The 22991-nt window shown below is 65.2% G+C and carries 25 protein-coding genes; 8 read left to right on the top strand and 17 right to left on the bottom strand.

The window, feature by feature from the left end:
• Positions 1–2: 2 nt before the first annotated feature.
• Genes VFB18_RS07305 through VFB18_RS07290 form a run of 4 tightly spaced genes read right to left on the bottom strand, consistent with a single transcriptional unit; the run spans position 3 to position 2451 of the window.
• Entirely contained in the window at positions 3–419 is a 417-nt protein-coding gene (locus tag VFB18_RS07305; protein WP_324972905.1) for a DUF1178 family protein, read from the bottom strand.
• Positions 416–1285, bottom strand: a complete 870-nt coding sequence (locus VFB18_RS07300; protein ID WP_324972902.1) for a carbon-nitrogen hydrolase family protein — start codon at positions 1283–1285, stop codon at positions 416–418. Before VFB18_RS07300 ends, VFB18_RS07305 begins: the two co-directional genes overlap by 4 nt.
• A complete protein-coding gene (gene grxC, locus VFB18_RS07295) occupies positions 1282–1602 on the bottom strand; it encodes a glutaredoxin 3 (protein WP_324972899.1) in 321 nt (106 codons plus the stop codon). Before grxC ends, VFB18_RS07300 begins: the two co-directional genes overlap by 4 nt.
• Before the next feature lie 54 nt (positions 1603–1656).
• Entirely contained in the window at positions 1657–2451 is a 795-nt protein-coding gene (locus VFB18_RS07290; RefSeq protein ID WP_324972896.1) for a ComF family protein, read from the bottom strand.
• Positions 2452–2694: 243 nt separating this feature from the next.
• Here VFB18_RS07290 and VFB18_RS07285 point away from each other — a divergent pair, with 243 nt between their 5' ends.
• A complete protein-coding gene (locus VFB18_RS07285) occupies positions 2695–3627 on the top strand; it encodes a class I SAM-dependent methyltransferase (protein WP_324972893.1) in 933 nt (310 codons plus the stop codon).
• Here the strand turns inward: VFB18_RS07285 and VFB18_RS07280 are convergent.
• The 4 genes from VFB18_RS07280 to VFB18_RS07265 all read right to left on the bottom strand — a co-directional run bounded on the left by VFB18_RS07280 (position 3624) and on the right by VFB18_RS07265 (position 6452).
• Complete coding sequence (locus VFB18_RS07280; protein ID WP_324972890.1) at positions 3624–3851, bottom strand: hypothetical protein; 228 nt, start codon at positions 3849–3851, stop codon at positions 3624–3626. The two genes, VFB18_RS07285 and VFB18_RS07280, sit on opposite strands and share 4 nt — an antisense overlap.
• Positions 3842–4234, bottom strand: a complete 393-nt coding sequence (gene mutT, locus VFB18_RS07275; protein WP_324972933.1) for an 8-oxo-dGTP diphosphatase MutT — start codon at positions 4232–4234, stop codon at positions 3842–3844. Before mutT ends, VFB18_RS07280 begins: the two co-directional genes overlap by 10 nt.
• Positions 4235–4299: 65 nt before the next feature.
• Complete coding sequence (gene argJ, locus VFB18_RS07270) at positions 4300–5538, bottom strand: bifunctional glutamate N-acetyltransferase/amino-acid acetyltransferase ArgJ (protein ID WP_324972886.1); 1239 nt, start codon at positions 5536–5538, stop codon at positions 4300–4302.
• Between the two features lie 29 nt (positions 5539–5567).
• Positions 5568–6452, bottom strand: a complete 885-nt coding sequence (locus tag VFB18_RS07265; RefSeq protein WP_324972882.1) for a peptidylprolyl isomerase — start codon at positions 6450–6452, stop codon at positions 5568–5570.
• A 189-nt stretch (positions 6453–6641) separates the two neighbouring features.
• Here VFB18_RS07265 and VFB18_RS07260 point away from each other — a divergent pair, with 189 nt between their 5' ends.
• Together VFB18_RS07260 and VFB18_RS07255 are read left to right on the top strand one after the other, a co-directional pair.
• Entirely contained in the window at positions 6642–7007 is a 366-nt protein-coding gene (locus tag VFB18_RS07260; protein ID WP_324972880.1) for a metalloregulator ArsR/SmtB family transcription factor, read from the top strand.
• Positions 7008–7019: 12 nt separating this feature from the next.
• Positions 7020–7550 carry an arsenate reductase ArsC gene (locus VFB18_RS07255; protein ID WP_324972878.1) on the top strand — a complete coding sequence of 177 codons (531 nt, stop codon included), beginning with the start codon at positions 7020–7022 and terminating at the stop codon, positions 7548–7550.
• A gap of 22 nt (positions 7551–7572) precedes the next feature.
• Here the strand turns inward: VFB18_RS07255 and VFB18_RS07250 are convergent, their stop codons facing one another.
• Both VFB18_RS07250 and VFB18_RS07245 read right to left on the bottom strand, forming a co-directional pair.
• The gene (locus VFB18_RS07250) at positions 7573–8418 is read right to left on the bottom strand and encodes a DUF4344 domain-containing metallopeptidase (protein ID WP_324972874.1); all 846 of its coding nucleotides are present in this window, start codon (positions 8416–8418) and stop codon (positions 7573–7575) included.
• Positions 8419–8486: 68 nt separating this feature from the next.
• Positions 8487–9356, bottom strand: a complete 870-nt coding sequence (locus tag VFB18_RS07245) for a DUF4344 domain-containing metallopeptidase (protein ID WP_324972871.1) — start codon at positions 9354–9356, stop codon at positions 8487–8489.
• 271 nt (positions 9357–9627) lie between these two features.
• Here VFB18_RS07245 and secA point away from each other — a divergent pair, with 271 nt between their 5' ends.
• Positions 9628–12411 carry a preprotein translocase subunit SecA gene (gene secA / locus VFB18_RS07240; RefSeq protein ID WP_324972868.1) on the top strand — a complete coding sequence of 928 codons (2784 nt, stop codon included), beginning with the start codon at positions 9628–9630 and terminating at the stop codon, positions 12409–12411.
• A gap of 64 nt (positions 12412–12475) precedes the next feature.
• On the opposite strand, the gene VFB18_RS07235 is transcribed toward secA, so the two are convergent.
• Complete coding sequence (locus tag VFB18_RS07235) at positions 12476–12763, bottom strand: hypothetical protein (protein WP_324972866.1); 288 nt, start codon at positions 12761–12763, stop codon at positions 12476–12478.
• A 356-nt stretch (positions 12764–13119) separates the two neighbouring features.
• Between VFB18_RS07235 and VFB18_RS07230 the strand changes: the two genes are divergently transcribed.
• Positions 13120–14889, top strand: coding sequence for an SLC13 family permease (locus VFB18_RS07230; RefSeq protein WP_324972862.1), 1770 nt, complete (start codon positions 13120–13122; stop codon positions 14887–14889).
• A 3-nt stretch (positions 14890–14892) separates the two neighbouring features.
• Here VFB18_RS07230 and VFB18_RS07225 read toward each other — a convergent pair whose 3' ends face one another.
• The 5 genes from VFB18_RS07225 to VFB18_RS07205 all read right to left on the bottom strand — a co-directional run bounded on the left by VFB18_RS07225 (position 14893) and on the right by VFB18_RS07205 (position 19372).
• Positions 14893–15729 carry a murein L,D-transpeptidase family protein gene (locus VFB18_RS07225; protein WP_324972858.1) on the bottom strand — a complete coding sequence of 279 codons (837 nt, stop codon included), beginning with the start codon at positions 15727–15729 and terminating at the stop codon, positions 14893–14895.
• 93 nt (positions 15730–15822) lie between these two features.
• On the bottom strand, positions 15823–16809 hold the full coding sequence (locus VFB18_RS07220; RefSeq protein WP_324972855.1) for a hypothetical protein: 987 nt from the start codon (positions 16807–16809) through the stop codon (positions 15823–15825).
• A gap of 177 nt (positions 16810–16986) precedes the next feature.
• Positions 16987–17940, bottom strand: a complete 954-nt coding sequence (locus VFB18_RS07215; protein WP_324972852.1) for an acetyl-CoA carboxylase carboxyltransferase subunit alpha — start codon at positions 17938–17940, stop codon at positions 16987–16989.
• Between the two features lie 140 nt (positions 17941–18080).
• Entirely contained in the window at positions 18081–19055 is a 975-nt protein-coding gene (gene xerD / locus VFB18_RS07210; protein WP_324972849.1) for a site-specific tyrosine recombinase XerD, read from the bottom strand.
• 41 nt (positions 19056–19096) lie between these two features.
• Positions 19097–19372 (bottom strand): hypothetical protein, encoded by a 276-nt coding sequence (locus VFB18_RS07205; protein ID WP_324972846.1) that lies wholly within the window; start codon positions 19370–19372, stop codon positions 19097–19099.
• Positions 19373–19576: 204 nt separating this feature from the next.
• Here VFB18_RS07205 and VFB18_RS07200 point away from each other — a divergent pair, with 204 nt between their 5' ends.
• Genes VFB18_RS07200 through VFB18_RS07190 form a run of 3 tightly spaced genes read left to right on the top strand, consistent with a single transcriptional unit; the run spans position 19577 to position 22664 of the window.
• A complete protein-coding gene (locus tag VFB18_RS07200) occupies positions 19577–20206 on the top strand; it encodes a shikimate kinase (protein WP_324972843.1) in 630 nt (209 codons plus the stop codon).
• 2 nt (positions 20207–20208) lie between these two features.
• A complete protein-coding gene (gene aroB, locus VFB18_RS07195; protein WP_324972842.1) occupies positions 20209–21360 on the top strand; it encodes a 3-dehydroquinate synthase in 1152 nt (383 codons plus the stop codon).
• Positions 21357–22664, top strand: a complete 1308-nt coding sequence (locus VFB18_RS07190; protein ID WP_324972839.1) for an HlyC/CorC family transporter — start codon at positions 21357–21359, stop codon at positions 22662–22664. The genes aroB and VFB18_RS07190 overlap by 4 nt, the downstream gene beginning before the upstream one ends.
• Here the strand turns inward: VFB18_RS07190 and VFB18_RS07185 are convergent.
• Positions 22661–22954 (bottom strand): BolA family protein, encoded by a 294-nt coding sequence (locus VFB18_RS07185; RefSeq protein WP_324972835.1) that lies wholly within the window; start codon positions 22952–22954, stop codon positions 22661–22663. The two genes, VFB18_RS07190 and VFB18_RS07185, sit on opposite strands and share 4 nt — an antisense overlap.
• Positions 22955–22991: the final 37 nt, after the last annotated feature.

The following is a 22991-nucleotide window of genomic DNA, read 5'->3' as shown; positions in this document are numbered from 1 at the left end:
AGTCAATTGTGGTCCTCGGGCAGGAGCGGCAGCGGCACGGCGGGAATCCCCTCCTCAAGAAGCGCCTCCGCCTCTTCGCGCGTGGCCTCTCCGTAGATGCTCCTCGGCTCGGTCTCGCCGTAATGCATCTTGCGCGCCTCCTCGGGGAAGGCCGGCCCGACATGCTCGGCGTTTTCCTTGAGATGCGCGCGCAAGTTCTTGAGGAACGCATAGGTCTGCCGGCGCGTCGCGGCCGGCTCCTCCGCTCCGGTCCGCCGGCGCTTCACCGCGGGCGCCATCGGCGCCTTCTTGACGTCGACGCTGCCGCAACTCGGGCAGGTGACGGCATGCGCCTCGACTTGAATGTCGTAGTCGCTGCTCGAGGAGAACCAAGCCTCGAAGTCGTGACCCCTGCCGCAAGTGAGAGCGTAGCGGATCATGATGCTTCTTTGACTTCACTCGGCTGCGCTGATGCGACCTCGACCTCGAAGCTCCGCCCGTGCTTGAGCGCGGGGATGCGGGCACGCGCCTCCTGCGACGCGGCAAGGTCGATATCGGCGAACACGACGCCCGGCTCCTCGCCGCCTTCCGCCAGCACCTCGCCCCAGGGTGACACGACGATGCTGTGGCCATAGGTGGCGCGGCCGTTCTCGTGCAGCCCGCCTTGCGTCGCGGCGAGCACGAAGGCGCCGGTCTCGATCGCCCGCGCCCGCACCAGCACGCGCCAATGCGCCTCCCCCGTCTGCCTGGTGAAGGCCGAGGGAACGGCGATCAGTTCCGCGCCTGCGGCAGCGAGCGCGCGATAAAGTGCCGGGAAGCGGAGATCGTAGCAGATGCTGAAGCCGAGCCGGCCGAAGGGCAGATCGGCGACTACGGCCTTGCTGCCGGGACGGAAATATTGCGACTCACGGTAGCTCTCACCGCCCGGGAGATCGACGTCGAACATATGCAGCTTGTCGTAGCGCGCGACGATCGTCCCTTCTGGACCGATCAGGTAGGAGCGATTGGCGACGCGCTCCTGATCGAGCTTGATGGCAAGCGAGCCGATATGGAGGACGATGCCGAGTTCGCCCGCGAGCGCGCGGAAGTGAGCGAGCGGGGCGCTCCTCTCCTCGGTCTCGGCCGCCGCGAGCACGAGTTCCGGCTTGAGCTCCATGAGCCCGGTGTTCTCCGGCGTCTGCACGTAGATGGCGCCGCCCTCGGCGGCGCGCCTGATCAGGCTCTCGGCCTTAGCGAGATTCTCGACGACCCGTCGCCCCGAGCGAAGCTGCACGAGTCCCGCACGAAACTTTGTGACTCCGATCATCTCTCATCGGCGCCGGCGAAAGCCTCCGATCCGCTCGCACCCGCCGCATAGGTCTTGAGCGCGTCGGCGAGCCAATCGTTGAGCTTGCCCTCGCGCTCGAGCGCGGCAAGCTCGTCGTAGCCGCCGACATGGCGCCCGTGGATGAAGATCTGCGGCACCGTGCGGAGACCGCCGGCGCGCTCGACCATCTCGTGGCGCCTGGCCGGATCGAGGCCGACGTCGATCTCCACGTAGTCGAGACCCTTGGCTCTGAGCAAATTCTTCGCCGCCCGGCAATACCCGCAAAATTGTGAGCTGTAGATGAGGACTTTCGGCATGAAACGTGGTCTCGAAAAAACTCCTTCGACTGATAACTGGGCATAAGGCGCGCCCTACGCAAGGGTATTTGCCGCAGGCTCGACTACCCTGGCAAGCGCGAGAATATCCACGCGCGCGGCCCCTGCCCGCCGCAACGCCCGCGCGCAGGCCTCGGCCGTGGCCCCCGTGGTGATCACATCGTCGATCACGACGATCTTCTTGTCCCTGACCGCGTTCCTGCGGTCCTTAGCCACCTTGAAGGCGCCCGCCACGTTGCGGCGCCGCTGGTCGGGCGAAAGCCCGACCTGGCTTACTGTGCGCCGCACGCGCTGAAGCGCCGAGCAATCGACGGGCACGGCTGCGAGCCGCCCGACTGCGTGGGCGAGCATGGCCGACTGGTTGAAGCGCCGCGACCACAGCCGCCATGTGTAAAGCGGCACCGGCTCGATGAGATTAGCGTCTGCCAGCAGTTCCCTCCCCGCATTGGCAAGCCAACGGCCGAACAGGGGCACGCCCTCGTGCCGATCGTGATATTTGAAGCTCTGGATCATCTCGCGCATGGTCGAGGAATAGCGCGCCACGGCTCGCGCCCGGTCGTAGACTGGAGGCTTGGCGATCGCGGCGGCCGAAAGCTGCCTCCCCTCGCCCGCGTCGTAAGGGAGCGGCACGCCGAGCCGGTCGCACAGAGGTTGAGTGATGAAATCGATTTTGGCGAAGCAGACGCCGCAGATGAGCCCGCGCTCGCCGACTCGTGTGCGGCAGACGATGCAGACCGGCGGCAAGAAGAGGTCGGCAAGCGGCCCTAACAGCGAGCCGAGCGATGGGCGACCAGAGGAGGTTGGTGCAAGCTCTCGCACTCCGGCGGCCATGTCCCCTTCCCTCATTAACTTGTATCGACGACCACCGCGGTCATCTTATCAAAAGACGCCCGACGGCGTCGTCATGGAGAAAGCCGTCTCTTGCACCCCGCTCCCCCCTTGTGGGGGACGCTCGCGCATGTTCGCGCGAGCGGAGGGGGGTATGCCGCGAGTCTTCGTTTCGGACCCCCCGCCCTATCCCTCCCCCACAAGCGGGAAGAGAAGAGCAAGCGGCGTCCGCCTGCGAGAGCGCCCATGAACAAGCCGCATCTCCTGTTCGACCGCAAGCTCCTGCGCGCCCGGCGCGATCGCTTCGCACCCGAAATCGGCGCGCACGAATCCCTGCTCGCCCATGTCGCGCGCGAGATTACCGAGCGCATCTCGCTCATGCTGCGCTCCTTTCCGTGCGCGCTCGACCTTGGCGCCTATCGCGGCCTGCTCGGACGGAAAGTGGCCGAGCTGCCCTCGGTCGGCGCCATGATCTATGCCGAGAGCGCCTTCGAGCTTGCGGCGCTTTGTCCGCGCCCGGCGCTCGTCTGCGACGAGGACGTGCTGCCGCTCAAGGAGGCAAGCCTCAACCTGATCGTCTCGGGTCTTGCGCTGCACCGCGTGAATGATCTCCCCGGCGCACTGATCCAGATCAGGCGCGCGCTCTGCCCAGACGGGCTCTTCATGGCGGGCGTTCTCGGCGCGCGCTCCTTGAGCGAGCTTCGCCAGTCGCTGATCGAGGCGGAGGCCGAAATGGAAGGCGGCGCAAGTCCGCGCGTCTCGCCGTTCGGCGACGTACGGGATTACGGTGCCCTCTTGCAGCGGGCGGGCTTTGCTCTGCCCGTCGCCGACGCCGAGGTGCTGACGCTGCCCTATCCGTCTCCGCGCGAGCTGATGCGTGAGATTCGCGTGCTCGGCGGCGGCAACGTGCTCGCCGAGCGGAGCAAGACTCCGCTCTCGCGCAGCACGCTGGGCCGCGCCGAGTCAATCTATCGCGAACGCCATGCGACGAAAGAGGGCGGCGTGAGCGCCACGTTCGAGATCGTTTATCTTTCGGGATGGGCGCCCGACCCGAGCCAGCAGAAACCGCTTAAGCCCGGCAGCGCCGCAGCGCGACTCGCGGACGCTCTGCACACGAGGGAACATTCCGCGGGGGATAAGGCCGCCTTCCCATCCTCGCCCAAGCGCAAAGACCGCTAGAACGAGCTCACCGCGTTCTGCACTTGCACGTAGAGGGCGGAGACTGCGTCGCCGAGCTGGCTCACCGCAAGGATGATGGCGGCGGCGATGAACGTCAGGAGCGCATATTCGATCGCGTTCGAGGCTGTACGGTCGCAGGCAAAGCGCTGCGCATTTTCGCCGATGCGGCGAAGAAACGCCTGCGTCGCGGTCCGGGTCGTGGTCTTTTCCAAAGTCATAGCCATTGGCGCAATGCCGTCTTGAGCGGCTCGTCCGCCGGCGGCATCTCCACGCCGGCAAGCTCTTCGGGCCTCACCCAGCGCAGCTCCTGGCCCTCGAGCGCGACCAGCGTCCCGCGCCAGCGCGAGCAGCGATAGAGCGGCATGAGCAGGTGGAAATCGGGATAAGCGTGGCTTGCGAACGTCAACGGCTCGAGATCAGCCTTGGCGATCTCGATACCCAACTCTTCCTTGAGTTCCCGAATCAAGGCTTCCTCGGGCTCCTCTCCCTGCTCGACCTTGCCCCCGGGAAACTCCCAAAGCCCTGCGAGAGGCCGCCCCGGCGGGCGCTTCGCAATCAGAAGCTCCCGTGCTTCGTTCAGCAGCACGCAGGCCGCGACGATCACCATCGAGCCCTTCCGACGCTCGCCCACACTCGCACTCCGCGATTAACAAATGTTGGTCGGGATACCCGTCAGGACCGGTAGTCAGCGTTAATGGCGATATACTCTTTGGTCAGATCGCAGGTCCAAACCGTGGCCGCGCCGCTGCCGACGCCGACATCGACGGTGATGGCGATCTCGCTGCCTTTCATATAGGCCGCCCCTTGCGCCTCGCTGTAGCCGGGAGCGACCTCGCCGTCCTTGGCGACGAGAATCTCGCCGAGCCGGATGGCGAGCAGGTCGCGCTCGGCCCGCTCTCCCGCCTTGCCGACCGCGGCAACGATCCGTCCCCAGTTCGGGTCCTCGCCGGCGATCGCGGTCTTCACCAGCGGCGAATTGGCGATCGACTTGGCTATGGTCCGCGCCGCCTCTTTGCTCTCCGCTCCGGTGACCCTGACAGTGACGAACTTGGTGAGTCCCTCCCCGTCCTTGACCACCTGAAGCGCAAGATCGTGCATCACCTGCGCGACGGCGATGCGAAATGCGGCGAGCCGCGGGTCCTCGCCATAGGCGATGTGCGGCGCGCCGCGGGCAATCGCGCGCCCCGTGGCGAACACGAGCAGCGTGTCGCTAGTCGAAGTGTCGCCGTCGATGGTGATGGCGTTAAAGCTTTCGTCGAGCGCAGGGTGCAGACAATCGCGCAGCGCCCCAGGCTCGATCGCCGCGTCGGTGAACAGGAAGGCGAGCATCGTCGCCATGTCCGGCGCAATCATGCCGGCGCCCTTGGCGATGCCGTTGATGGTGACCTCGACGCCGTCGATCTCGGCCTTGCGCGTAGCCAGCTTGGGGAAGGTGTCGGTGGTCATGATGGCGCGCGCGGCCGCCTCGTAGGCGTCGGGTTTGGCCTGGTCGGCGAGGTCGCCGAGTTTGGCCGCGATCTTGCTCGCATCGAGCGGCTCGCCGATCACTCCCGTCGAGGCGACATAGACGTCGGCTTCGAGGCAGTTCGCAGCGGCCGCGGCGGCTTCGGCGGTGAGCTTCACCGCCTCGCGGCCGCGCCTGCCGGTGAAGGCGTTGGCGTTGCCGGAGTTGACCACGAGCGCCCGCGCCATGCCGTGCGCGAGCCGCTCGCGGCACCAATCGACCGGAGCCGATGCGGTCTTCGACGTGGTGAGCGCGCCGGCCACGCTGGTTCCAGGATCGAACAGCGCGAACAGGAGATCGACGCGGCCGGGATAGCGAATGCCGGCCGCGGCCGTCGCCATCCGCACGCCCTCGATCGGCGGCAGATGCGGCAAATGTTTCGGTGCAAACGGCGAGATCTTGCCCAAAGCGCCCCTCTACGCTCTCGAGCTCTCAGCTATTGCTGGCCGCCGCCATCCCCCGGCTGCTCCTCGCCGGCGCCGGGCAGCGCGCTTTGGGCGGCGTCGTTGTCCATCGCCTTCTTGAGTGCGGGATCGACCACCTCGATCTTGGCCGTGTCGCGCAATCCCGTGACCACTTCTTGCGCCTTTTGCTGCACGAGTTGGGCGACGATGGCGTCCTTGACCTGGTCGAAGGTGGGTAGCGGCTGGTCGCGCTTTTCCTCCACCTTGATGATGTGCCAGCCGAATTGCGTCTGCACCGGATCGGAGATTTGGCCGACGTCGAGCGCGAAGGCCGCGTCCTCGAACGGCTTCAGCATCTGCCCGCGAGTGAAGAAGCCGAGATCGCCGCCTTCGGCGCCGGTATCCTTCGACACCTCCTTGGCGACCGTTGCGAAGTCCTCGCCGTTCTTGAGGCGCTCCTTCACCTTCTTCGCTTCTTCCTCCGTCGCCACGAGGATATGCCGCGCATGGATCTCCTGCTGCGGCTTCATGGTGGCGATCTTCTCGTCGTAGATCTTCTTGGCGTTGTCGTCCGACACGGCGCCGACAATGCTCACGTCGAAGAAGGCGTCGCGCAGCGCGCGGCGGTCGTGATACTTGACCCTGGCGGGGAAGGTCGCCTGCTTGTCGAGGCCGTCTTTCTGGCCGGCTTCCGCCATCAGCTCGTTCTCGATGACGTATTGCAGGAGCACCTTCCTGCGGTCCTCGGGCGAATAGTTGGCGAGGCGCGGTCCCACCTCTGAAGCGGCGAAATCGAGATCCGACTGCTTGATATCCACACCATTGACACGCGCGACCACGGCGTCGTCGGCCCTTGCCGACACAGGCACGAGACCGATCAAGGCTGCGGCGAGCAGCAAGGCTGACCACGTTTTCACGAGATGATTCCTCTATCTGGCTCGCCGGTCCTGCCCCAAAGTCTTTTAAGTCCGCGAGCGGGTTGGGTTCACTTCCCCGGGCGGCGTTTTAGACCCGGCCCCCGGGATTGCCAAGTGGAGTAACGCCCGACCGCCGAGCGGCGATGCAGGCGATTGACGGAGAGCATATACTTCGATAATTCTGGAACTATGGAAGTATCTCAGGCCATCGAAGCCTTGGCCGCTCTCGCCCAAGAGAGCCGCCTCAGCGTCTTCCGCCTGCTCGTCCGTCAGGGTCCGGCAGGCATGGCGGCGGGCGACATCGCCCGCGCGGTTGCGGTGCCTCCCAACACACTCTCCACCCACCTTGCAATCCTCTCCCGGGCGGGGCTGGTCGCCTCCCGCAAAGCGGGCCGCTCCGTCATCTACGCCATGGACGTCGCAGGCACACGCGCGCTGCTCTCCTTCCTGGTCGAGGATTGCTGCCGCGCCGAACGGAGCGTTTGCGACCAATTGATCGAAACCGCGCTCGCCGGCTGTTGCCCCTCGGAAGCCGCGAGTGAGTGCTGCACGTAAGGAGATGTCGCAATGAAGGTCGTCAGCGAAAGAGAGCCGCTCAACGTGCTCTTCCTGTGCACAGGAAATTCGGCGCGCTCGGTCATGGCCGAATGCATCTTGAACCGGCTGGGCATGGGCAAATTCCGCGCCTTCAGCGCCGGGAGCCACCCGACCGGCAAGGTCAATCCTCTGGCGATCACGCTCCTGCGCAAGTCGAATTACGACGTTTCGCATCTTCGCTCGAAATCGTGGGACGAGTTCGCCGCACCCGATGCGCCGAAGCTCGACTTCGTGTTCACCGTCTGCGACGACGCCGCCGACGAGATCTGCCCGATCTGGCCTGGCCAGCCGATGACCGCGCATTGGGGCCTGCCCGACCCGGCCAAGGCGCAAGGATCAGATGCCGAACGCATGCTCGCCTTTGCCGACACCATGCGCATGCTCAATCAGCGCATCGGCATCTTCGTGAGCCTGCCGTTCGACAAGCTGAGCAAGCTCGCCTTGCAGAAGGAGCTCGACGCCATCGGCAAGACCAAGGCCTCGGCCAAGCAGCCGGCTTAGCGAGTTTCATAGGCGTCCCAGACTAAGGCGGGGGCGCCGCTTCATACATGCTTGGCGCAAACCAGCGCCTTGCGCGCACCTCCTCAAGCACGGACGGATCGACGTAGGGCAGGATGGTCTTCGCGAACGCCTTCTCGACCTGCCGATATTCGTCTTTGCAATGCGGTGCGCGCGCCTTCAGGAACTGCTCGGCAAGGTCCTTGAAGCGGTCGGGGTCGTCCCCGTAGGCCAGGCATAGATAGGTCACGAACCGCTCCATCGAGGTCGAGTGCACGTCGGCATAGTCGTTGAGGTACAGCATGGTCCGGGCGTCGGTGAGCCAGAACCAGCTCGATCCCTTGGTGATGGTTTCGGCAAGGTCTTCGTCGAACTGCAGAGCAATGAACTCGGCGATCTGATCGGCGGCATCCTCGTCGCGCCCGAATACCGGCACCTTGAGCAGATCGATGAGGGCGTGACCGGTTTCATGGAGCAGCATGCCGACCATCGCGCCCATCAACACCTGGGCCGGCTCGAATCCTTCCTCGGTCATGCCGGCGGCCCCGGTCTTCTCCAGACGGTCCACGTACTCGTAGCAAAAGTGGATGGCGTGCTCCTCCGGCGAGTAATAGGCCAGCCAGTCGGCATAAGCGTAGCACTCGGCGCCCCAGATTCTGAGCGTTGTCGGCAATCGTACGGGTGCAAGGAATTGCGCGAATTCCTCCAGCACGCGGCTCTTCTTCATGCGCTCGTAAACGCCTTGCAGGCTCTCGGACCGCGGCTCGATATAGTCCACTATGACCCGGTTCGGCCGAAACTCCTCCGCCGAAGCCGGGCCGGTGAGAAGGACCGAAACGGCAAGCGCGAGCGCGGCCCCGAGCGCGGGCACGACGGGCGTTCTTCCTTTCTGGCGAGTCGTCCCTCGCATCTGGCGCCCGCGGTTGCCGATCATTTCGGTCACTTGCGCTTGATGTCGGGAAGCCACGGCATCGCCCGCACCTTCTGCAACAACAGCTGATCGACATGGGGGAGGATCGTGGCGTCGAAGGCCTGCTGCACCCGCACGAAGTCCTCCGTGCACTTCTCGACGCGGGTGCCCGGAATATCCAGGTTTCTGACGAGAAAGCCGAAGCTCTTCGGGTCGCTCGCATAGGCCATGCACAGGATGCCGTAGAACTGGTGCGCTTCGGGATCGCGCACGTAGTAGAAGTCGGTCCCCACGCCGCTCGACGTGGTCTGCGCCAGATACCACGCGGAGCCCATCAAGGCCTTCCACGCCACCTGATCGCCGAATTGCGTCATGAGATAGCCTGCAAGCCGGTTCGCGGCCTCCTCGGCGTTCCCCCACACCGGCACGTCGAGGATGTCGAAGATCGCAAGCGCCGCCTTCTGCAGCGTGATCATGACGATGGGAGCGACGATCAGATCATCCTTGCGCAAGCGGCCCCGGTTTTCTCCGGTGGTCGCGCCGGGCCCGAGTAGGATCTCGTTTTCCACCGGCAGGACCTCTGCGATCCGCCTTACCTCCTCGTAGCAAATGATCACTGGTCCGCCCGGCTGGTAGTCTTTGCTGTCGCTGCCGCATTGCTTAGCCTGCAGGGAGAGCCGGCGCGGTAGCCTGAGCGGCGAAAGAAACGTCCTGAGCTGCTCCAGAACCTCGCGATTTCTGATCTCGAGATAGGCCGGCCTCAGTTCCTCGCTCTCCGGCTCGACATATGAAATGGCGATCTGGTCGGTCTCATCGGCTTGGCAAGCCGCGGGCCTGAGGAGGACCGCGAGGCAGATGGCCAGAAGCCCCGATGAGACAGCCCTCGAATACCGAGTCATGCGCTCCCCACGGTCGATGGCGGGGCCGAAAGCTTGCCGCACTTCGCCAGGGCTGAATTTATTGCATCTTCCGGCCGTGCACGGCAGGGATATCTCGCGACAGTGAATCGAAGTGCGGAACGTCGCGCGGCCGCCAGCGGTCGCGTTGACAAGGATGGACGCCCCTCTTATGTCTCAACCGACTTCGCTTCCCGGCATTTTTTTGACGTTTTCCCTAGGGTTGATGGGGACGGCTTGGGAGCTTCCCCACAATCTCGAGAGGTCCTGATCGATGCTGTCTCTGGGCGCCATTGCGAGCAAGGTCTTCGGTTCGGCCAACGACCGGAAACTGAAGAAGTATTGGCCGACCGTAGCCAAGATCAATGCGCTCGAGCCCGAGACCGCTAAGCTCACCGACGAGGAGCTGCGCGGCCGCACCGAGACCTTCCGCAAGCGCCTGGCCGACGGCGCCGAACTCGACGACCTCCTCCCCGAAGCCTTTGCCACGGTTCGCGAGGCGGCCAAGCGCACGCTCGGTCAGCGTCATTTCGACGTGCAGCTCATCGGCGGCATGGTGCTGCATGAAGGCAAGATCGCCGAGATGAAGACGGGTGAAGGCAAGACCCTCGTCGCCACCCTTCCCGTCTATCTCAACGCGCTCGCCGGCAAGGGCGTCCACGTCGTCACCGTCAACGACTATCTCGCCAAGCGCGACGCCGCCTGGATGGGCGCGATCTATAAATTCCTGGGGCTCAGCGTCGGCTGCATCCTGCATGAGCTGAACGACCAGCAGCGGCGCGAGGCCTATGGCTGCGACGTCACCTACGGCACCAACAACGAGTACGGCTTCGATTATCTCCGCGACAATATGAAGTACGCGGCCTCCGAGATGGTGCAGCGGGGGCACCCATTCGCCATCGTCGACGAGGTCGACTCGATTCTGATCGACGAGGCGCGCACGCCGCTCATCATCTCGGGTCCGCTCGACGACCGCTCCGAACTCTACAACACCATCGATACCTTCATCCCCAAGCTCGAGAAGGGCGACTACGAGCTCGACGAGAAGACGCGCATCGTCACCCTGACCGAGCAGGGCAACGAGAAGATCGAACGCCTGCTCGCCGCCGCCGGCATGCTCAAGGGCGACTCGCTTTACGACATCGAGAACGTGACCGTCGTCCATCACGTGCAGCAGGCGCTGCGCGCCCACACCCTGTTCCAGCGCGACCGCGACTACATCGTCAAGAACGGCGAGGTGATCATCATCGACGAGTTCACCGGCCGCATGATGCAGGGACGCCGCTATTCAGAGGGCCTGCATCAGGCGCTCGAGGCCAAGGAGCATGTGGCGGTCCAGCCCGAGAACCAGACGCTCGCCACCATCACCTTCCAGAATTACTTCCGCCTCTACCAGAAGCTCGCCGGCATGACCGGCACGGCCGCCACCGAGGCCGACGAGTTCATGGACATTTACGGCCTCGACGTGATCGAGGTGCCGACCAACATGGACATGATCCGCGAGGACGAGGACGACGAGGTCTATCGGACCGCGCAGGAGAAATACCGGGCGATCATTGCCCTGATCAAGGATGCGCAAAAGCGCGGCCAGCCGATGCTGGTCGGCACCGTGTCGATCGAGAAATCCGAGATCCTTTCCGAGCTGCTCAAGAAGGAGAAGGTGCCGCACCAGGTGCTGAATGCGCGCTACCACGAGCAGGAGGCCCACATCATCGCCCAGGCCGGCGTGCCGGGTGCGGTGACCATCGCCACCAACATGGCCGGCCGCGGCACCGACATCCAGCTCGGCGGCAATCCCGACATGCTGCTCGAGGACTGGCTCGCGGCCGAGAAGGAGAACGGCAACGAGCCGGCCGCCGAGGCGATCGCCGCCAAGCGCAGGGAAATCATGGCCGACGTCGCCGAGAAGAAGAGGAAGGCGCTCGATGCCGGCGGGCTCTACGTCGTCGGTACCGAGCGGCACGAGAGCCGGCGCATCGACAATCAGCTCAGAGGCCGCTCTGGGCGCCAGGGCGACCCCGGCCGGTCGCGCTTCTTCCTCTCGCTCGAGGACGACCTCATGCGCATTTTCGGCTCGCAGCGCATGGACGGCATGTTGCAGGCGCTCGGCTTGAAGGAGGACGAGGCCATCGTCCATCCCTGGATCAACAAGGCGCTCGAGAAGGCGCAAGCCAAGGTCGAGGCGCGCAACTTCGACATCCGCAAGAACCTGCTCAAATACGACAACGTGATGAACGATCAGCGCAAGGCGATCTTCGAGCAGCGCCGCGAGCTCTTGAGCGACGCGGATCTGTCCGAGACCATCACCGAGATGCGCCATCAGGTGATCGACGATCTCGTCGCCGCCTCGATCCCGGAGAAGTCCTATGTCGAGCAGTGGGACATCGCGACCTTGAAGCAGGCGATGCACGACATCTTCGCGCTCGACCTTCCGCTCGAGGACTGGGCCGCCGAGGAAGGCATCGGCGAGGTCGAGATCCACGAGCGGCTGGTCAAGGCCGCCGACGAGCGCTTCGCCAAGAAGGCCGCCGATTTCGGCCCGCAGGTCATGCGCCAGATCGAGCGCGCCATCCTGCTGCAGACGCTCGACGGGCTCTGGCGCGAGCACCTCGTCACCCTCGAGCATCTCCGCCAGGTGATCGGGCTTCGCGGCTACGGCCAGCGCGATCCGCTCAACGAGTACAAGAACGAGAGCTTCACCCTGTTCGAGCACATGCTGGCGCGCTTGCGCGAGGCGGTCACCGGACAGCTCATGCATGTCGAACTCGCCACCCCCGAGGTGGCGCCGCCGCTCGAGCCGACCGAGCTTCCGCCGATGGAGGCGCATCACGTCGATGCCACGACAGGCGAGGACGAGTTCGCCCTCGAAACCGCCAATGCCGGCGGCAACGGCCGGGGCGCAGCCAAGCCGCAGCGCGCGCGCAAGACTGCGGGCGCGAGTTCAGCTGCGGTCAACCCGGCCGACCCATCGACCTGGGGCAAGGTCCAGCGGAACGCGCTCTGCCCATGCGGCTCGGGCAAGAAATACAAGCACTGCCACGGCGCCTTCGGGAGCTAGCTTCCGAAGTGGTGCGGGTCCTGTTGCCGAGACGGCCGCGTCGCTTACCCCTTACCGTGAGCCGCTAGTGCCCGGAGGAGTCGTCGGCCTCGCTTGAATCGTCGGGCGAAGAGTCATCGGGCGCCGCTTCGTGGCTGTCCTTGAGATCCTGCATCCCTTGCTGGATCGCCTGCATCGCATCGGAGTCTTCTTGCGTCGCACCCCCGGTATTCGGGTCCGAGCCGATCGTCACCGAGTCGGTGTCGCTCGTGTTGTAGCCGGCATCGTCATCGCCGGCATAGGCGCCGGTAAGCGAAATGGCAAGAAGCGCCGTGGCGACGGCCGCGACGACGAGACAAGATCGATTGCGCATATTTCCCCCCAATTGAACTGGCGGCACCGCTTAGGGCGAATCGAAGCTGGCCGCTCCGGCAGTGTAATCCACTCGAGGCGGGACAGCCTGCGACCTCTCGCAGCAGAAGGCCACTTCCGGCGGCGCTATGACCCGCATTGAATGGAGGGAACCCGTTCACGTCGTCCCCTTGGGCTGGGGCCTTACCGCGACATTTGTCGTCTTGTTCGTCTTGTTTACAACCGGCTCGCTCCAAAGAGTTGACTTGGGCGGGAACCGCACCCGGCATCCGGCAATTTCTTTGCCGCGCCAAGGCCCACTGGAGATCCCGAGTTCTTGCTGCCGTCCAAACCCTTGCGCCCGCCCGAGCGCCTGCGATGACGCTCGACCAAGGGCTCGCCTTCACCATCGTGGTCGCCATGATGGCTCTCTTCGCGTGGGGGCGATGGCGCTACGATCTTGTCGCCGTGCTTGCCTTGCTGGTCTCGGTCGCCGTCGGGATCGTCAAGCCTAGCGAGGCCTTCAAAGGCTTCAGCGACGATATTGTCATCATCGTCGGAAGCGCGCTTGTGGTGAGCGCGGCGGTAGCGCGTTCGGGAGTCGTCGAGCGCGTGGTGCGCTGGTTCGGGCCCTACCTCACCACCATCAACCGCCAGATCACGGCCCTCGTCGGGTCGGTGACGCTGCTCTCGGCCTTCGTCAAGAATATCGGCGCGCTCGCCATGCTGATGCCGATCGCCTTCCAGCTCGCGCGCCGCACCAACACGTCGCCCTCGTCATTGCTGATGCCGATGTCGTTTGGCGCTCTGCTCGGCGGCATCGTCACGCTGGTCGGCACCTCGCCCAACATCATCGTCAGCCGCGTGCGCGAGCAGCTCCTCGGCCATCCCTACAACATGTTCGACTTCACTCCGGTCGGCGCCGGCATCGCCGTCGTCGGCTTCATCGTCCTGTGCTTCGGCTGGCGGCTCTTGCCACATCGGAAGGGCGCGGTCTCCATGGATGCGGCCTTCAATCTCGAAGGCTACACCACGGAAGTGACGGTGCCCGAAAACTCCCCGGCCGCCGGGTTGACGGTGAAGGCGCTGGAGGACCTCGGCGAAGGCGAGGTCGAAGTCATAACTCTGCTCAGAGGCACGACGCGGCGCTACGAGCCCGCCGGCAACATCGTGATCAAGGCCCGCGACATTCTCATCCTGCAGGGCGAGCCTGCTGCGTTGGAGAGGATCGTCGCGCTCGAGAAGTTGCAGTTGACCCGTGAAGGCAAGACCCACGAGATCGACACGCCGAGCGACGAGATCGGGATAACGGAGGCGGTCATTACCCCTGACTCCGAGCTCGTCGGTAGCTCAGCCGGACAGCTCAAGCTGTTCCACCGATACGCCGTCAATTTGCTCGCGGTCAGCCGCACGGGGCGGCGCATCGCCAGCCGTTTGCGCGCGGTGAGATTTAGGGCCGGCGACGTGATCGTGCTCAGGGGCAATCTCGCCGCGATGCCGGAAACGCTCGGTGCGCTGCACTTGCTCCCGCTCGCCGAGCGCGATCTCCGCATCGGCCGGCGTGCGAGTCTCTTTCCGCTTGCCGTCCTCGCCGCCGCCGTAGTGCTCGTGGCGTTCGACATCGTACCGGTCGCGGTCGCCTTTTTCGGTGCCGCCGTCATCCTGCTCCTCGCCGGCTCGCTGACCTTGCGCGACGCCTATGACGCGATCGAATGGCCGATCCTGATCATGCTCGGCGCGCTGATCCCCGTGAGCGATGCGCTTCGCACCACCGGGGGCACCGACCTGATCGCTGCCGGCCTGTCCCATGCCTCGGCCAACTTGCCGGCGACGGGCGCGCTCGCTTTGCTGCTTGCCGCGGCCATGGCGGTGACACCGTTCCTCAACAATGCTGCCACTGTGCTGGTCATGGCGCCGATCGCCGCGGGCTTTGCCAAGAATTTGGGCTATAGCCCTGACCCATTCCTCATGGCGGTTGCCATCGGCGCGGCATGCGACTTCCTCACGCCAATCGGGCATCAATGCAACACGCTGGTGATGGGGCCTGGCGGCTATCGCTTTGGCGACTATTGGCGCCTCGGGCTGCCGCTATCCTTGAGCGTGCTGATCGTCGGCGTGCCGCTGATCGCCTTCTTCTGGCCGATCTAGAGCTTAAGGGTTGGCGGCGACCTCCGGCGGGCAGCGCTCCTCGATCGCGCTCCCAACCGAGGCGGAGCTTCCCGGCGCAAAGACGTAGCGGCCGTTGCACACGCTCACGACCGGCGGAATCCGCGTCCGCTCGAACAGGTCGTGGCCCTTCTTCAGATCGGCCCAGAACCCCGCCCATTGATCTCCGCGCCGAGACGCAAGATTGGCGTCGGTCATACGGAAAGGAAACACGTGCACCGGCACCCTGCCCTCGCCGCCTTCGAGTGCCGCGGTGACAAGGCGCCAAAGCTCGTCGACGACCGGGTCGGTCATGGCGAAGCAGCCGACCGACGAGCAGCCGCCATGCACCATGATGAGGGAGCCCTCGCGCCCCTTGGCCTTATCGTAGGCGTTGGGATAGCCGAGATTGAAGGCGCGGTGCCAGCGGCTGTTCGGATTGAGCTGCTCGGCCGAGACCGTATAGAAGCCCTCCGGAGCCTGGCGGTCGCCCTCCTTGAGCTTCGGCCCGAGCCGTCCCGACCACAGACAGATCGGATAGGTGGCGAAGCGCACGAAGCGCCCGTCCTTCTCCACCCAAAGCTCGAGTTGGGATTCAAGCTTGAACAGCCTGAGCATCACGGGGTCGCCGAGCTTAACGCCTTGTGCGGCGAGCCTGTCGTCGAGGTGGGCGAGATCGGGCGTGCCCGGCAGAGGCTGGCCCGCGCGCCAGCGTGCCTGGTGCTCCGCGCGCATGGCGTTGATGCGCACGCGATCGAGCGTCTGCCGCCCTTCCGGCGCGAGCGCGAAAAGGACGGCGCCCATGAGGAATGCGAGGATAATTAGGCTCAAGAACTGCCGCATGTCGGTCGTCTGAAACCTGAAGCCGGAAAGCGGACGTCAGAATGGGCCCTCCTGGTTTCGAATGTCTGATTTCCGGTTTCTGACTTCAGAATGTCACTTACCCTTCGCCGCGCTCTTCGTTGCGCTCTTCGTTGCGCTCTTGGCCGGCGGCGCTACCGTTGGTGTCGCCGGACCGAGCGTGAAGGCGCGATAGACAGGCTTTTGCGGGCCAAGGGTCAAGCCCATGACCATGGCCAGCGGCTTGGCGAGGGGCGTTTCGTTGGGCTTCTTCGAGGCGACCTGCTCGGCCGGGGCGGGCGATACCGGCAGCTTCTGCCAAGCCGGACAGGGGCCGGCCGGATCGGGCCGCGCGCCACGATCGACGAAGGCGGCATTGATCAAATAGTGCTTGTCGCACACCGCGATGCGCGGCGGCAGGTGGGTGACCTCGAAATAGTCGTAGCCTTCCTTCAGGTTCTTCCAGAAGTCGTACCACTCGTCCTTCTGGTGCGCGGCCATGTTGGCGGCCGTCATGCGGAAGGGATAGGCCTGGATCTGGAACGCCTGCTGTCCGCCCTCGAGCGCCTCGCGCGCGAGGATGTAGATCTCCTCGATCACGCCGTCGGTCATGGCATAGCAGCCGGCAGAGGTGCAGTCGCCGTGCACCATGATGTCCTGCCCGGTGCGGCCGAGCGCGCGATCGTAGGCGTTGGGGAACCCGACATTGAACGACAGGTGATATTTGCTCCGCGGGTTCATCTGGTCTTCCGACACGAGATAGAACCCCTCCGGCGCTTGACGGTCGCCCTGGCTGATCTTGGGCCCGAGCCCGCCCGAGTAGGAGCAGATCGGATAGCTCTTGAAGAAGTGGAACCGGCCGTCGTCCTTGGCCTTCCACACTTCGAGCTCCGATTCGGCCTTGAAGATGCGGATGAGGATCGGCGAATCCTCGGTCATGCCCTTTTCGGCAAGCAGCGCGCGGGTCTGGGGCGAAAGCGGCTTCATGTAGGAGGGCGCAAACTGGCCGCAGCCGCCGAGCGCGGCAACCAGAAACGCCGCGGCCGCCGCAAGAACGGCCGTGCCCACCCTTGATCGAAGCATACGCGAGTGCCCCTTGCGCATCTCGGCCAAGATCGAGTCTGCGAGGTTAAGGCGAAGTTAGCGCATCTCCTGCGCGCTTTTCCTTCGGTTTCCCCCTCTTTTCGGCCGCCCATTATAGGCCGCCCCGGTTCCTGTTTGGACGGAAAAAATGTCGCTTTTTGGGGCGAATTTTGGGCGTCAGCTTGCCCGGCCCATGGCCAGGAACTTCTCCCGGCGGCGCTTCCTGATCTCCTCGGGCGGCATGTCGTCAAATTCGGCGATCGCGGCCAAGATCGTTTCCCCCGTGGCGCGGATCACCTCGCGTCCGTCGCGATGCGCCCCGCCGGTCGGCTCGGGGATGATTCCATCGATAATTCCGAGCCTTAGGAGATCCTGGGCAGTGATCTTCATATTGGTTGCGGCATCGACCGCGCGGCTCGAGTCGCGCCACAGGATCGAGGCCGCGGCCTCTGGCGAGGCGACCGTATAGATCGCGTGCTCGAGCATATAGATGCGGTTCGCCGTGGCGATGGCGACCGCCCCGCCTGAGCCCCCTTCCCCGATGATCACCGAGATGATCGGCACCCCGAGGCCGAGGCAACAGTCGGTCGAGCGGGCGATGGCCTCGGCCTGGCCCCGCTCTTCGGCCCCGATGCCGGGATAGGCGCCGGCCGTATCGACGAGGCTTACCACTGGAAGCGAGAAGCGATCGGCCATCTCCATCAGCCGAACCGCCTTGCGATAGCCCTCCGGCCGCGCCATGCCGAAATTGTGCTTGATGCGGCCTTCGGTGTCCGAGCCCTTCTCGTGCCCGATGAGCATCACCGAACGCCCCGACAGCCTGCCGATGCCGCCGATGATCGCCTGGTCCTCGGCGAAGGCGCGGTCGCCGGCGAGCGGAGTGAAGTCCTGCACCAGCCCCTCGACGTAGTGGCGGAAATGCGGGCGCTCGGGGTGGCGGGCGACTTGCGTCTTCTGCCAAGGCGTGAGCTCGGCGTAGGTCTCCTCGAGCGCCTCCTTCGCCTTGATCTCGAGCTTGGCAAGCTCCTCCTCGATCGGAACGGAGTGCTGCTCGGCGGCAAGCGCTTTCAGCTCGGCGACCTTGCTTTCAAGTTCGGCAATCGGCTTTTCGAAATCGAGATAGGTCCGCATCCGGTCTGGCAAGCCTCTTGAGGACGTTATCGTCCCGGCCAATGACGGCAAAACACATAAGGCAATGGGAATTGACCTGTAAGTGGCCCTTGGCGCGGCACGCTGTCAACCCGCGAGCCGGGCTTAAAGCTTCAAAAAGCTTAGCCCCGCTTGGTTAAGCGCGCCTGGGCGAGGGGATGATGCTGCTCGACAAGCCGCCTGAGGCGCTCTTCGATCACGTGGGTGTAGATCTGCGTCGTCGAGATGTCGGCATGACCCAAGAGTTGTTGCACGGTGCGCAAGTCGGCGCCGCGCTCGAGCAAGTGGCTGGCGAAGGCGTGGCGCAACACGTGCGGCGAGACGCGCGACGGCTCGATCCCCGCCGCGATCGCCAGCGCCTTTAGCTCCTGACCGAAGCGCTGGCGCGTCAGATGCTCGCCCCCGGACGACGGAAAGAGCCAAGCCGATACGCCCTTGCCATCGGCTTCGTCCTCGCGCACCGCGGCGAGATGGGCCGCGAGCGCTTCCCGCGCCGCATCGTTGAGCGGAACGAGCCGCTCCCGCCCCCCTTTGCCCTTGATGGTAAGGACCCGGTCGTCGGCCGCCAGCACCCCGCGCGGCAGCGATAGGAGCTCCGACACCCGCATGCCTGTGGCGTAAAGCGTCTCGAGCAGCGCGTAGAGCCTGAGCGCCCGCCGCCGCGCCGCGCCGTCGGCGGCGCGTGCCGCCGCAACCTCCGCCGTCTTGAGCAGCGTCTCCACCTCCTCGAGCGAGAGGATCTTGGGCAGCGGCCGGCCGAGCTTCGGGCTGTCGATGGCCGAACTCGGATCGTCGCTGCGCATCCCCTCGGCGAGCAGGAAGCGGAAGAACTGACGGATGGCCGAAAGCTTTCGCGCGCGCGAGGTCGGAGCGAGACCCTTCTTGGCGAGCGCGGCGAGGAAGGCGCGCAAATGCTCGGCGGAGGCGTTTCCGGCCGTCTTGCCCTTGGCGGCGAGGAAGGCAAGAAACTCGGATAGGTCGCGCGCGTAGGCATCGACGGTATGGGACGCCGCGCCACGCTCGGCGGTCAGCATGTCGAGGAAGAGCCGGAGATCGGAACCGTCTCCGCCGCGGGATCGCCCTTTCGCCGCGCCCAAAGGCTTACGCCTTTTGCATTAAGCTCGGGCCCTCGCGACGCTCATTGGGCACGGTTCGGGCCCTGGCTTGCACTGTCGACCGGCGCCGAGGCAGGCGATGCGCCGGGGATTGGCGAGGGGGTGGCACCCGGCGAGCCGGTGGTGTCGGGCGCCCGGGTCGAGGCCGTATCTTCCTGGAGCCGCGCCTTGACGTTGCGCAAGGCCTTGGAGATTTCCTTGGGCTCGGGCTGGAAGTACTCGGCGAGCACGTAGAGGCTTCCGGCAACAACACCGACGATCAGGCTGAGAATCACCAGGAATCGGAATAGTGTCGGCATCGCGGGCGCTCGTGCTCCTAACCGTTTATTGGTCGTGAACAGGGCCCTATTATGACCCAAAACCGCTCGGCACTTTAACCTTCTTTCCCTATCATGGACGATTCGACAGGGCGCGGCCAGCATGGGAAATTGCGCCGGACCTATGAGTCGCGGGGGGCACGCAAGCGGAAGCGGGCCGCATCGACCCTTGCGACAAACGAATGGATGAGCCTCAGACTGGCCGAACATAAGACAGAAGACGGTGATCAGCGGTTGGCGGCTATTCGCGAGGCGCTGGGGCCGAGAAGCGTCGTGCTGATCGGGCTGATGGGCGCCGGCAAGACCGCGGTTGGCCGGAGGCTCGCGAACCGCCTCGACCTGCCTTTCGTCGACGCCGACACCGAAATCGAGGAGGCCGCAGGCCAGTCGATCAGCGAGATCTTCGCCGAACACGGGGAGGCTTATTTCCGCCAGGGCGAGCGCAAGGTTATCGCGCGGCTGCTCGAGGCCGGCCCGCAAGTGCTTGCCACCGGCGGCGGGGCCTATATGAATGCCGATACCCGCGCCAACATCAGGAAGCATGGGCTTTCGGTCTGGCTCAAGGCCGAGCTGCGCGTGCTGATGAAACGCGTGGGGCGGCGCGACAACCGGCCCCTGCTTGCGGGCTCCGACCCCGAAACGGTGATGAAGAAGCTCATGGCCGAGCGCTACCCGGTCTACGGCGAGGCCGACGTGACGGTCGAGAGCCGCGACGTGCCGCACGACGTGATCGTGGCCGCGGTGATCGACGCCCTTGCCGCCAAGCTCGGCTGCTGGGAGAAGGGCGCCAAGGCCTCTTGCGGCAAGAAGGTGTGACGATGCGCGACGGCGCGGACACGCTCGCTTACGGCGAGTGCGAAACAGTCATCAAGGTGGCGCTCGGCGACCGGAGCTACCCGATCGTGCTCGGCGAGCGACTCCTGTCTTCGGCCGGCCAATGGATTGCGCAAGCGGTGCCCGGCGCGCGCTGCGCGGTGGTGAGCGACCGCAACGTCGCTGCTCTCTATATGGCGCCGCTCAAGGCAAGCCTCGACCGGCACGGGCTGTTCCTCGGCGAGGCGGTGGTGAGCCCGGGCGAAGCGAGCAAAAGCTTTGCCGTGCTCGCGCCGCTATGCGAGAGCCTTCTTGAGCTCGGCGTCGAGCGCGGCGACTGCATCGTTGCCCTCGGCGGCGGCGTCGTGGGCGACCTCGCGGGCTTCGCCGCGAGCATCCTGAGACGCGGCGTGCGCGTGGCGCAGATGCCGACCACCCTGCTTGCCCAGGTCGATTCGGCGATCGGCGGCAAGACCGGTATCGATACGAGGCAGGGTAAGAACCTGATCGGCACCTTCCATCAGCCGAGCCTCGTGCTGGCAGACGTCTCCGTGCTCTCCACACTCAGCCCTCGCGAGTTCCGCGCGGGCTACGCCGAGGTGGTGAAATACGGGCTGCTCGGCGACGCCCCCTTCTTCGCCTGGCTCGAGGCCAATTGGCCGAAGGTCTTTGCCGCGGCGGGCGCCGAACGCCGCCACGCCGTCGAGACGAGCGCCCGCGCCAAAGCTAAGATCGTCGCGGCCGACGAGAGGGAGGAGAAGGGTACGCGCGCCCTCCTCAATCTCGGCCATACTTTCGGCCATGCGCTCGAAGCCTTCGCCGGCTATTCCGACCGGCTGCTGCACGGCGAAGCGATTGCGATCGGCATGCGGCTCGCCTTTACCTTCTCGGCCGAGTTCGGGCTTTGCTCCGCGGCCGACGCGGCGCGCGTCGAGAAGCACCTCTCGGCCGTGGGGCTGCCGACCAAGATCGCCGCAATCCCGGGCGGCACCCCCGCCCCGGAGGCCTTGCTTGCGCTCATGGCGCAAGACAAGAAGGTGAAGGGCGGCAAGCTCGCCTTCGTCCTCGTTCACGGCATTGGCCAAGCCTTCGTCGAACGCGACGTGACCTTGCCGCGCCTCACTGAATTCTTGGCCCGGGAGTGTGCCGCGGGATGACGATCGGCTTGGGAATTACGCTCGGCGCGATCCTGGGTCTCCTGTTTGCCTCGGCCTTCTTCTCGGGATCGGAGACGGCGCTCACCGGTGCCTCGCCCGCCAAGATGCACGCGCTCGAGCAGGATGGGAACCGGCACGCCCGCGTGGTGAACTATCTGCTCTCGGTGCGCGAGCGGTTCATCGGCGCCATCCTGCTCGGCAATACGCTCGCCAACGTCGCCGCTTCCGCGCTCACCACCAGCCTGTTCCTTACCCTGTTCGGCGAAGAGGGCGTGGTCTACGCGACGGTGGTGATGACGGTCATCGTGGTGCTGTTCGTCGAGGTGCTGCCCAAGACCTACGCCATCCTCAACGCCGATCGCATGGCGCTCGCGCTTGCGCCGGCGGTCAATATCGTCGTGGCCGTGCTGGCGCCCGTTACCTACGCCATGCAATGGATTGTCCGCCATACTCTGCGCCTGCTCGGCACCTCGATCAGCGACGAGGCCGACGTTCTTTCGGCGCACGAGGAGCTGAGGGGAACGATCGAGCTCATCCATAAGGAAGGCGGCGTGGTGAAGCTGGACCGCGACATGCTGGGCGGCGTGCTCGATCTCCGCGAGCTGACCGTGTCCGACATCATGGTGCATCGGACCAAGATGGACGCGATCAACGCCGACCTTCCCAACGAGGCGATCGTCGATGCGGCGCTGAAGAGTTCACACACGCGGCTGCCTCTGTGGCGCGGGGAGCGCGAGGAGATTGTCGGCGTCCTCCATGCCAAGACGCTGCTCAAGGCGCTGCGCAATTCGAAGGGCGATTTGAGCAAGATCGATATTCTCGCCCTTGCCGCGCCGCCCTGGTTCGTGCCCGACACCACGACGCTGAAGGATCAGCTCAGCGCGTTCCTCAAGCGCAAGGCGCACTTCGCCGTCGTCGTCGACGAGTACGGCGAGGTCATGGGCCTCGTCACGCTCGAGGACATCATTGAGGAGATCGTGGGCGACATCACCGACGAGACCGACGTCGCCGCCTCCCTCGCCAAGCCGCAAGCCGACGGCTCGCTCATCGTCGACGGCATGGTGGCGATCCGCGACGTGAACCGCCTGATGGATTGGGACATCCCGGACGAGGAGGCGACGACCGTTGCCGGCCTCGTCATCCACGAGGCGCAGACCATTCCCGACGCGGGCCAGGCGTTCACCTTCCATGGCTTCCGCTTCGAGGTCTTGCGCCGCCAGCGGAACCGCATCACCACGCTCCGCGTCACGCCCCTCGCCAAGAAGCGCGCGACGAAGAAGAAGAAGGCGAGCCAGGCCTCCTAGGCGGCGCTGGATGAGGCGCGGGCGCGCTCTTCAGGCGTGAGCGCGCTCACCGCGAGCGCGTGGATCCTGCCGGCAAGCTCCTCGGCAAGCACCTGATTGACCATGCGGTGGCGCTCGATGCGGGACTTGCCCTCGAAAGCTCCCGACACCACTTTGACGGTGAAATGGCTCTCGCCGGTTCCGGGCGAGCCGGCATGGCCGGCGTGGCGGTGAGAGTCGTTGACGACCTCGAGCGCTTCCGGCGCGAACGCTTGGCTGAGCTTCCGTCTGATTTCGTCTTCGACGCGCATCGCTTCGGGTCCGCCGGGTCGTTTTTCGAGCGGTCTC

The organism is Methyloceanibacter sp., assembly GCF_035650995.1.
Classification (GTDB): Bacteria; Pseudomonadota; Alphaproteobacteria; order Rhizobiales; family Methyloligellaceae; genus Methyloceanibacter.
This window is presented reverse-complemented; position numbering and strand designations above follow the sequence as displayed.

Excerpts from the sequence above, each read along its gene's own strand:
- VFB18_RS07305 (WP_324972905.1), bottom strand. The coding sequence starts at position 419 with ATGATCCGCTACGCTCTCACTTGCGGCAGGGGTCACGACTTCGAGGCT.
- VFB18_RS07300 (WP_324972902.1), bottom strand. The coding sequence starts at position 1,285 with ATGATCGGAGTCACAAAGTTTCGTGCGGGACTCGTGCAGCTTCGCTCG.
- grxC (WP_324972899.1), bottom strand. The coding sequence starts at position 1,602 with ATGCCGAAAGTCCTCATCTACAGCTCACAATTTTGCGGGTATTGCCGG.
- VFB18_RS07290 (WP_324972896.1), bottom strand. The coding sequence starts at position 2,451 with ATGGCCGCCGGAGTGCGAGAGCTTGCACCAACCTCCTCTGGTCGCCCA.
- VFB18_RS07285 (WP_324972893.1), top strand. The coding sequence starts at position 2,695 with ATGAACAAGCCGCATCTCCTGTTCGACCGCAAGCTCCTGCGCGCCCGG.
- VFB18_RS07280 (WP_324972890.1), bottom strand. The coding sequence starts at position 3,851 with ATGGCTATGACTTTGGAAAAGACCACGACCCGGACCGCGACGCAGGCG.
- mutT (WP_324972933.1), bottom strand. The coding sequence starts at position 4,234 with ATGGTGATCGTCGCGGCCTGCGTGCTGCTGAACGAAGCACGGGAGCTT.
- VFB18_RS07260 (WP_324972880.1), top strand. The coding sequence starts at position 6,642 with ATGGAAGTATCTCAGGCCATCGAAGCCTTGGCCGCTCTCGCCCAAGAG.
- VFB18_RS07255 (WP_324972878.1), top strand. The coding sequence starts at position 7,020 with ATGAAGGTCGTCAGCGAAAGAGAGCCGCTCAACGTGCTCTTCCTGTGC.
- VFB18_RS07245 (WP_324972871.1), bottom strand. The coding sequence starts at position 9,356 with ATGACTCGGTATTCGAGGGCTGTCTCATCGGGGCTTCTGGCCATCTGC.
- secA (WP_324972868.1), top strand. The coding sequence starts at position 9,628 with ATGCTGTCTCTGGGCGCCATTGCGAGCAAGGTCTTCGGTTCGGCCAAC.
- VFB18_RS07235 (WP_324972866.1), bottom strand. The coding sequence starts at position 12,763 with ATGCGCAATCGATCTTGTCTCGTCGTCGCGGCCGTCGCCACGGCGCTT.
- VFB18_RS07230 (WP_324972862.1), top strand. The coding sequence starts at position 13,120 with ATGACGCTCGACCAAGGGCTCGCCTTCACCATCGTGGTCGCCATGATG.
- VFB18_RS07225 (WP_324972858.1), bottom strand. The coding sequence starts at position 15,729 with ATGCGGCAGTTCTTGAGCCTAATTATCCTCGCATTCCTCATGGGCGCC.
- VFB18_RS07220 (WP_324972855.1), bottom strand. The coding sequence starts at position 16,809 with ATGCTTCGATCAAGGGTGGGCACGGCCGTTCTTGCGGCGGCCGCGGCG.
- VFB18_RS07215 (WP_324972852.1), bottom strand. The coding sequence starts at position 17,940 with ATGCGGACCTATCTCGATTTCGAAAAGCCGATTGCCGAACTTGAAAGC.
- VFB18_RS07205 (WP_324972846.1), bottom strand. The coding sequence starts at position 19,372 with ATGCCGACACTATTCCGATTCCTGGTGATTCTCAGCCTGATCGTCGGT.
- VFB18_RS07200 (WP_324972843.1), top strand. The coding sequence starts at position 19,577 with ATGAGCCTCAGACTGGCCGAACATAAGACAGAAGACGGTGATCAGCGG.
- aroB (WP_324972842.1), top strand. The coding sequence starts at position 20,209 with ATGCGCGACGGCGCGGACACGCTCGCTTACGGCGAGTGCGAAACAGTC.
- VFB18_RS07190 (WP_324972839.1), top strand. The coding sequence starts at position 21,357 with ATGACGATCGGCTTGGGAATTACGCTCGGCGCGATCCTGGGTCTCCTG.
- VFB18_RS07185 (WP_324972835.1), bottom strand. The coding sequence starts at position 22,954 with ATGCGCGTCGAAGACGAAATCAGACGGAAGCTCAGCCAAGCGTTCGCG.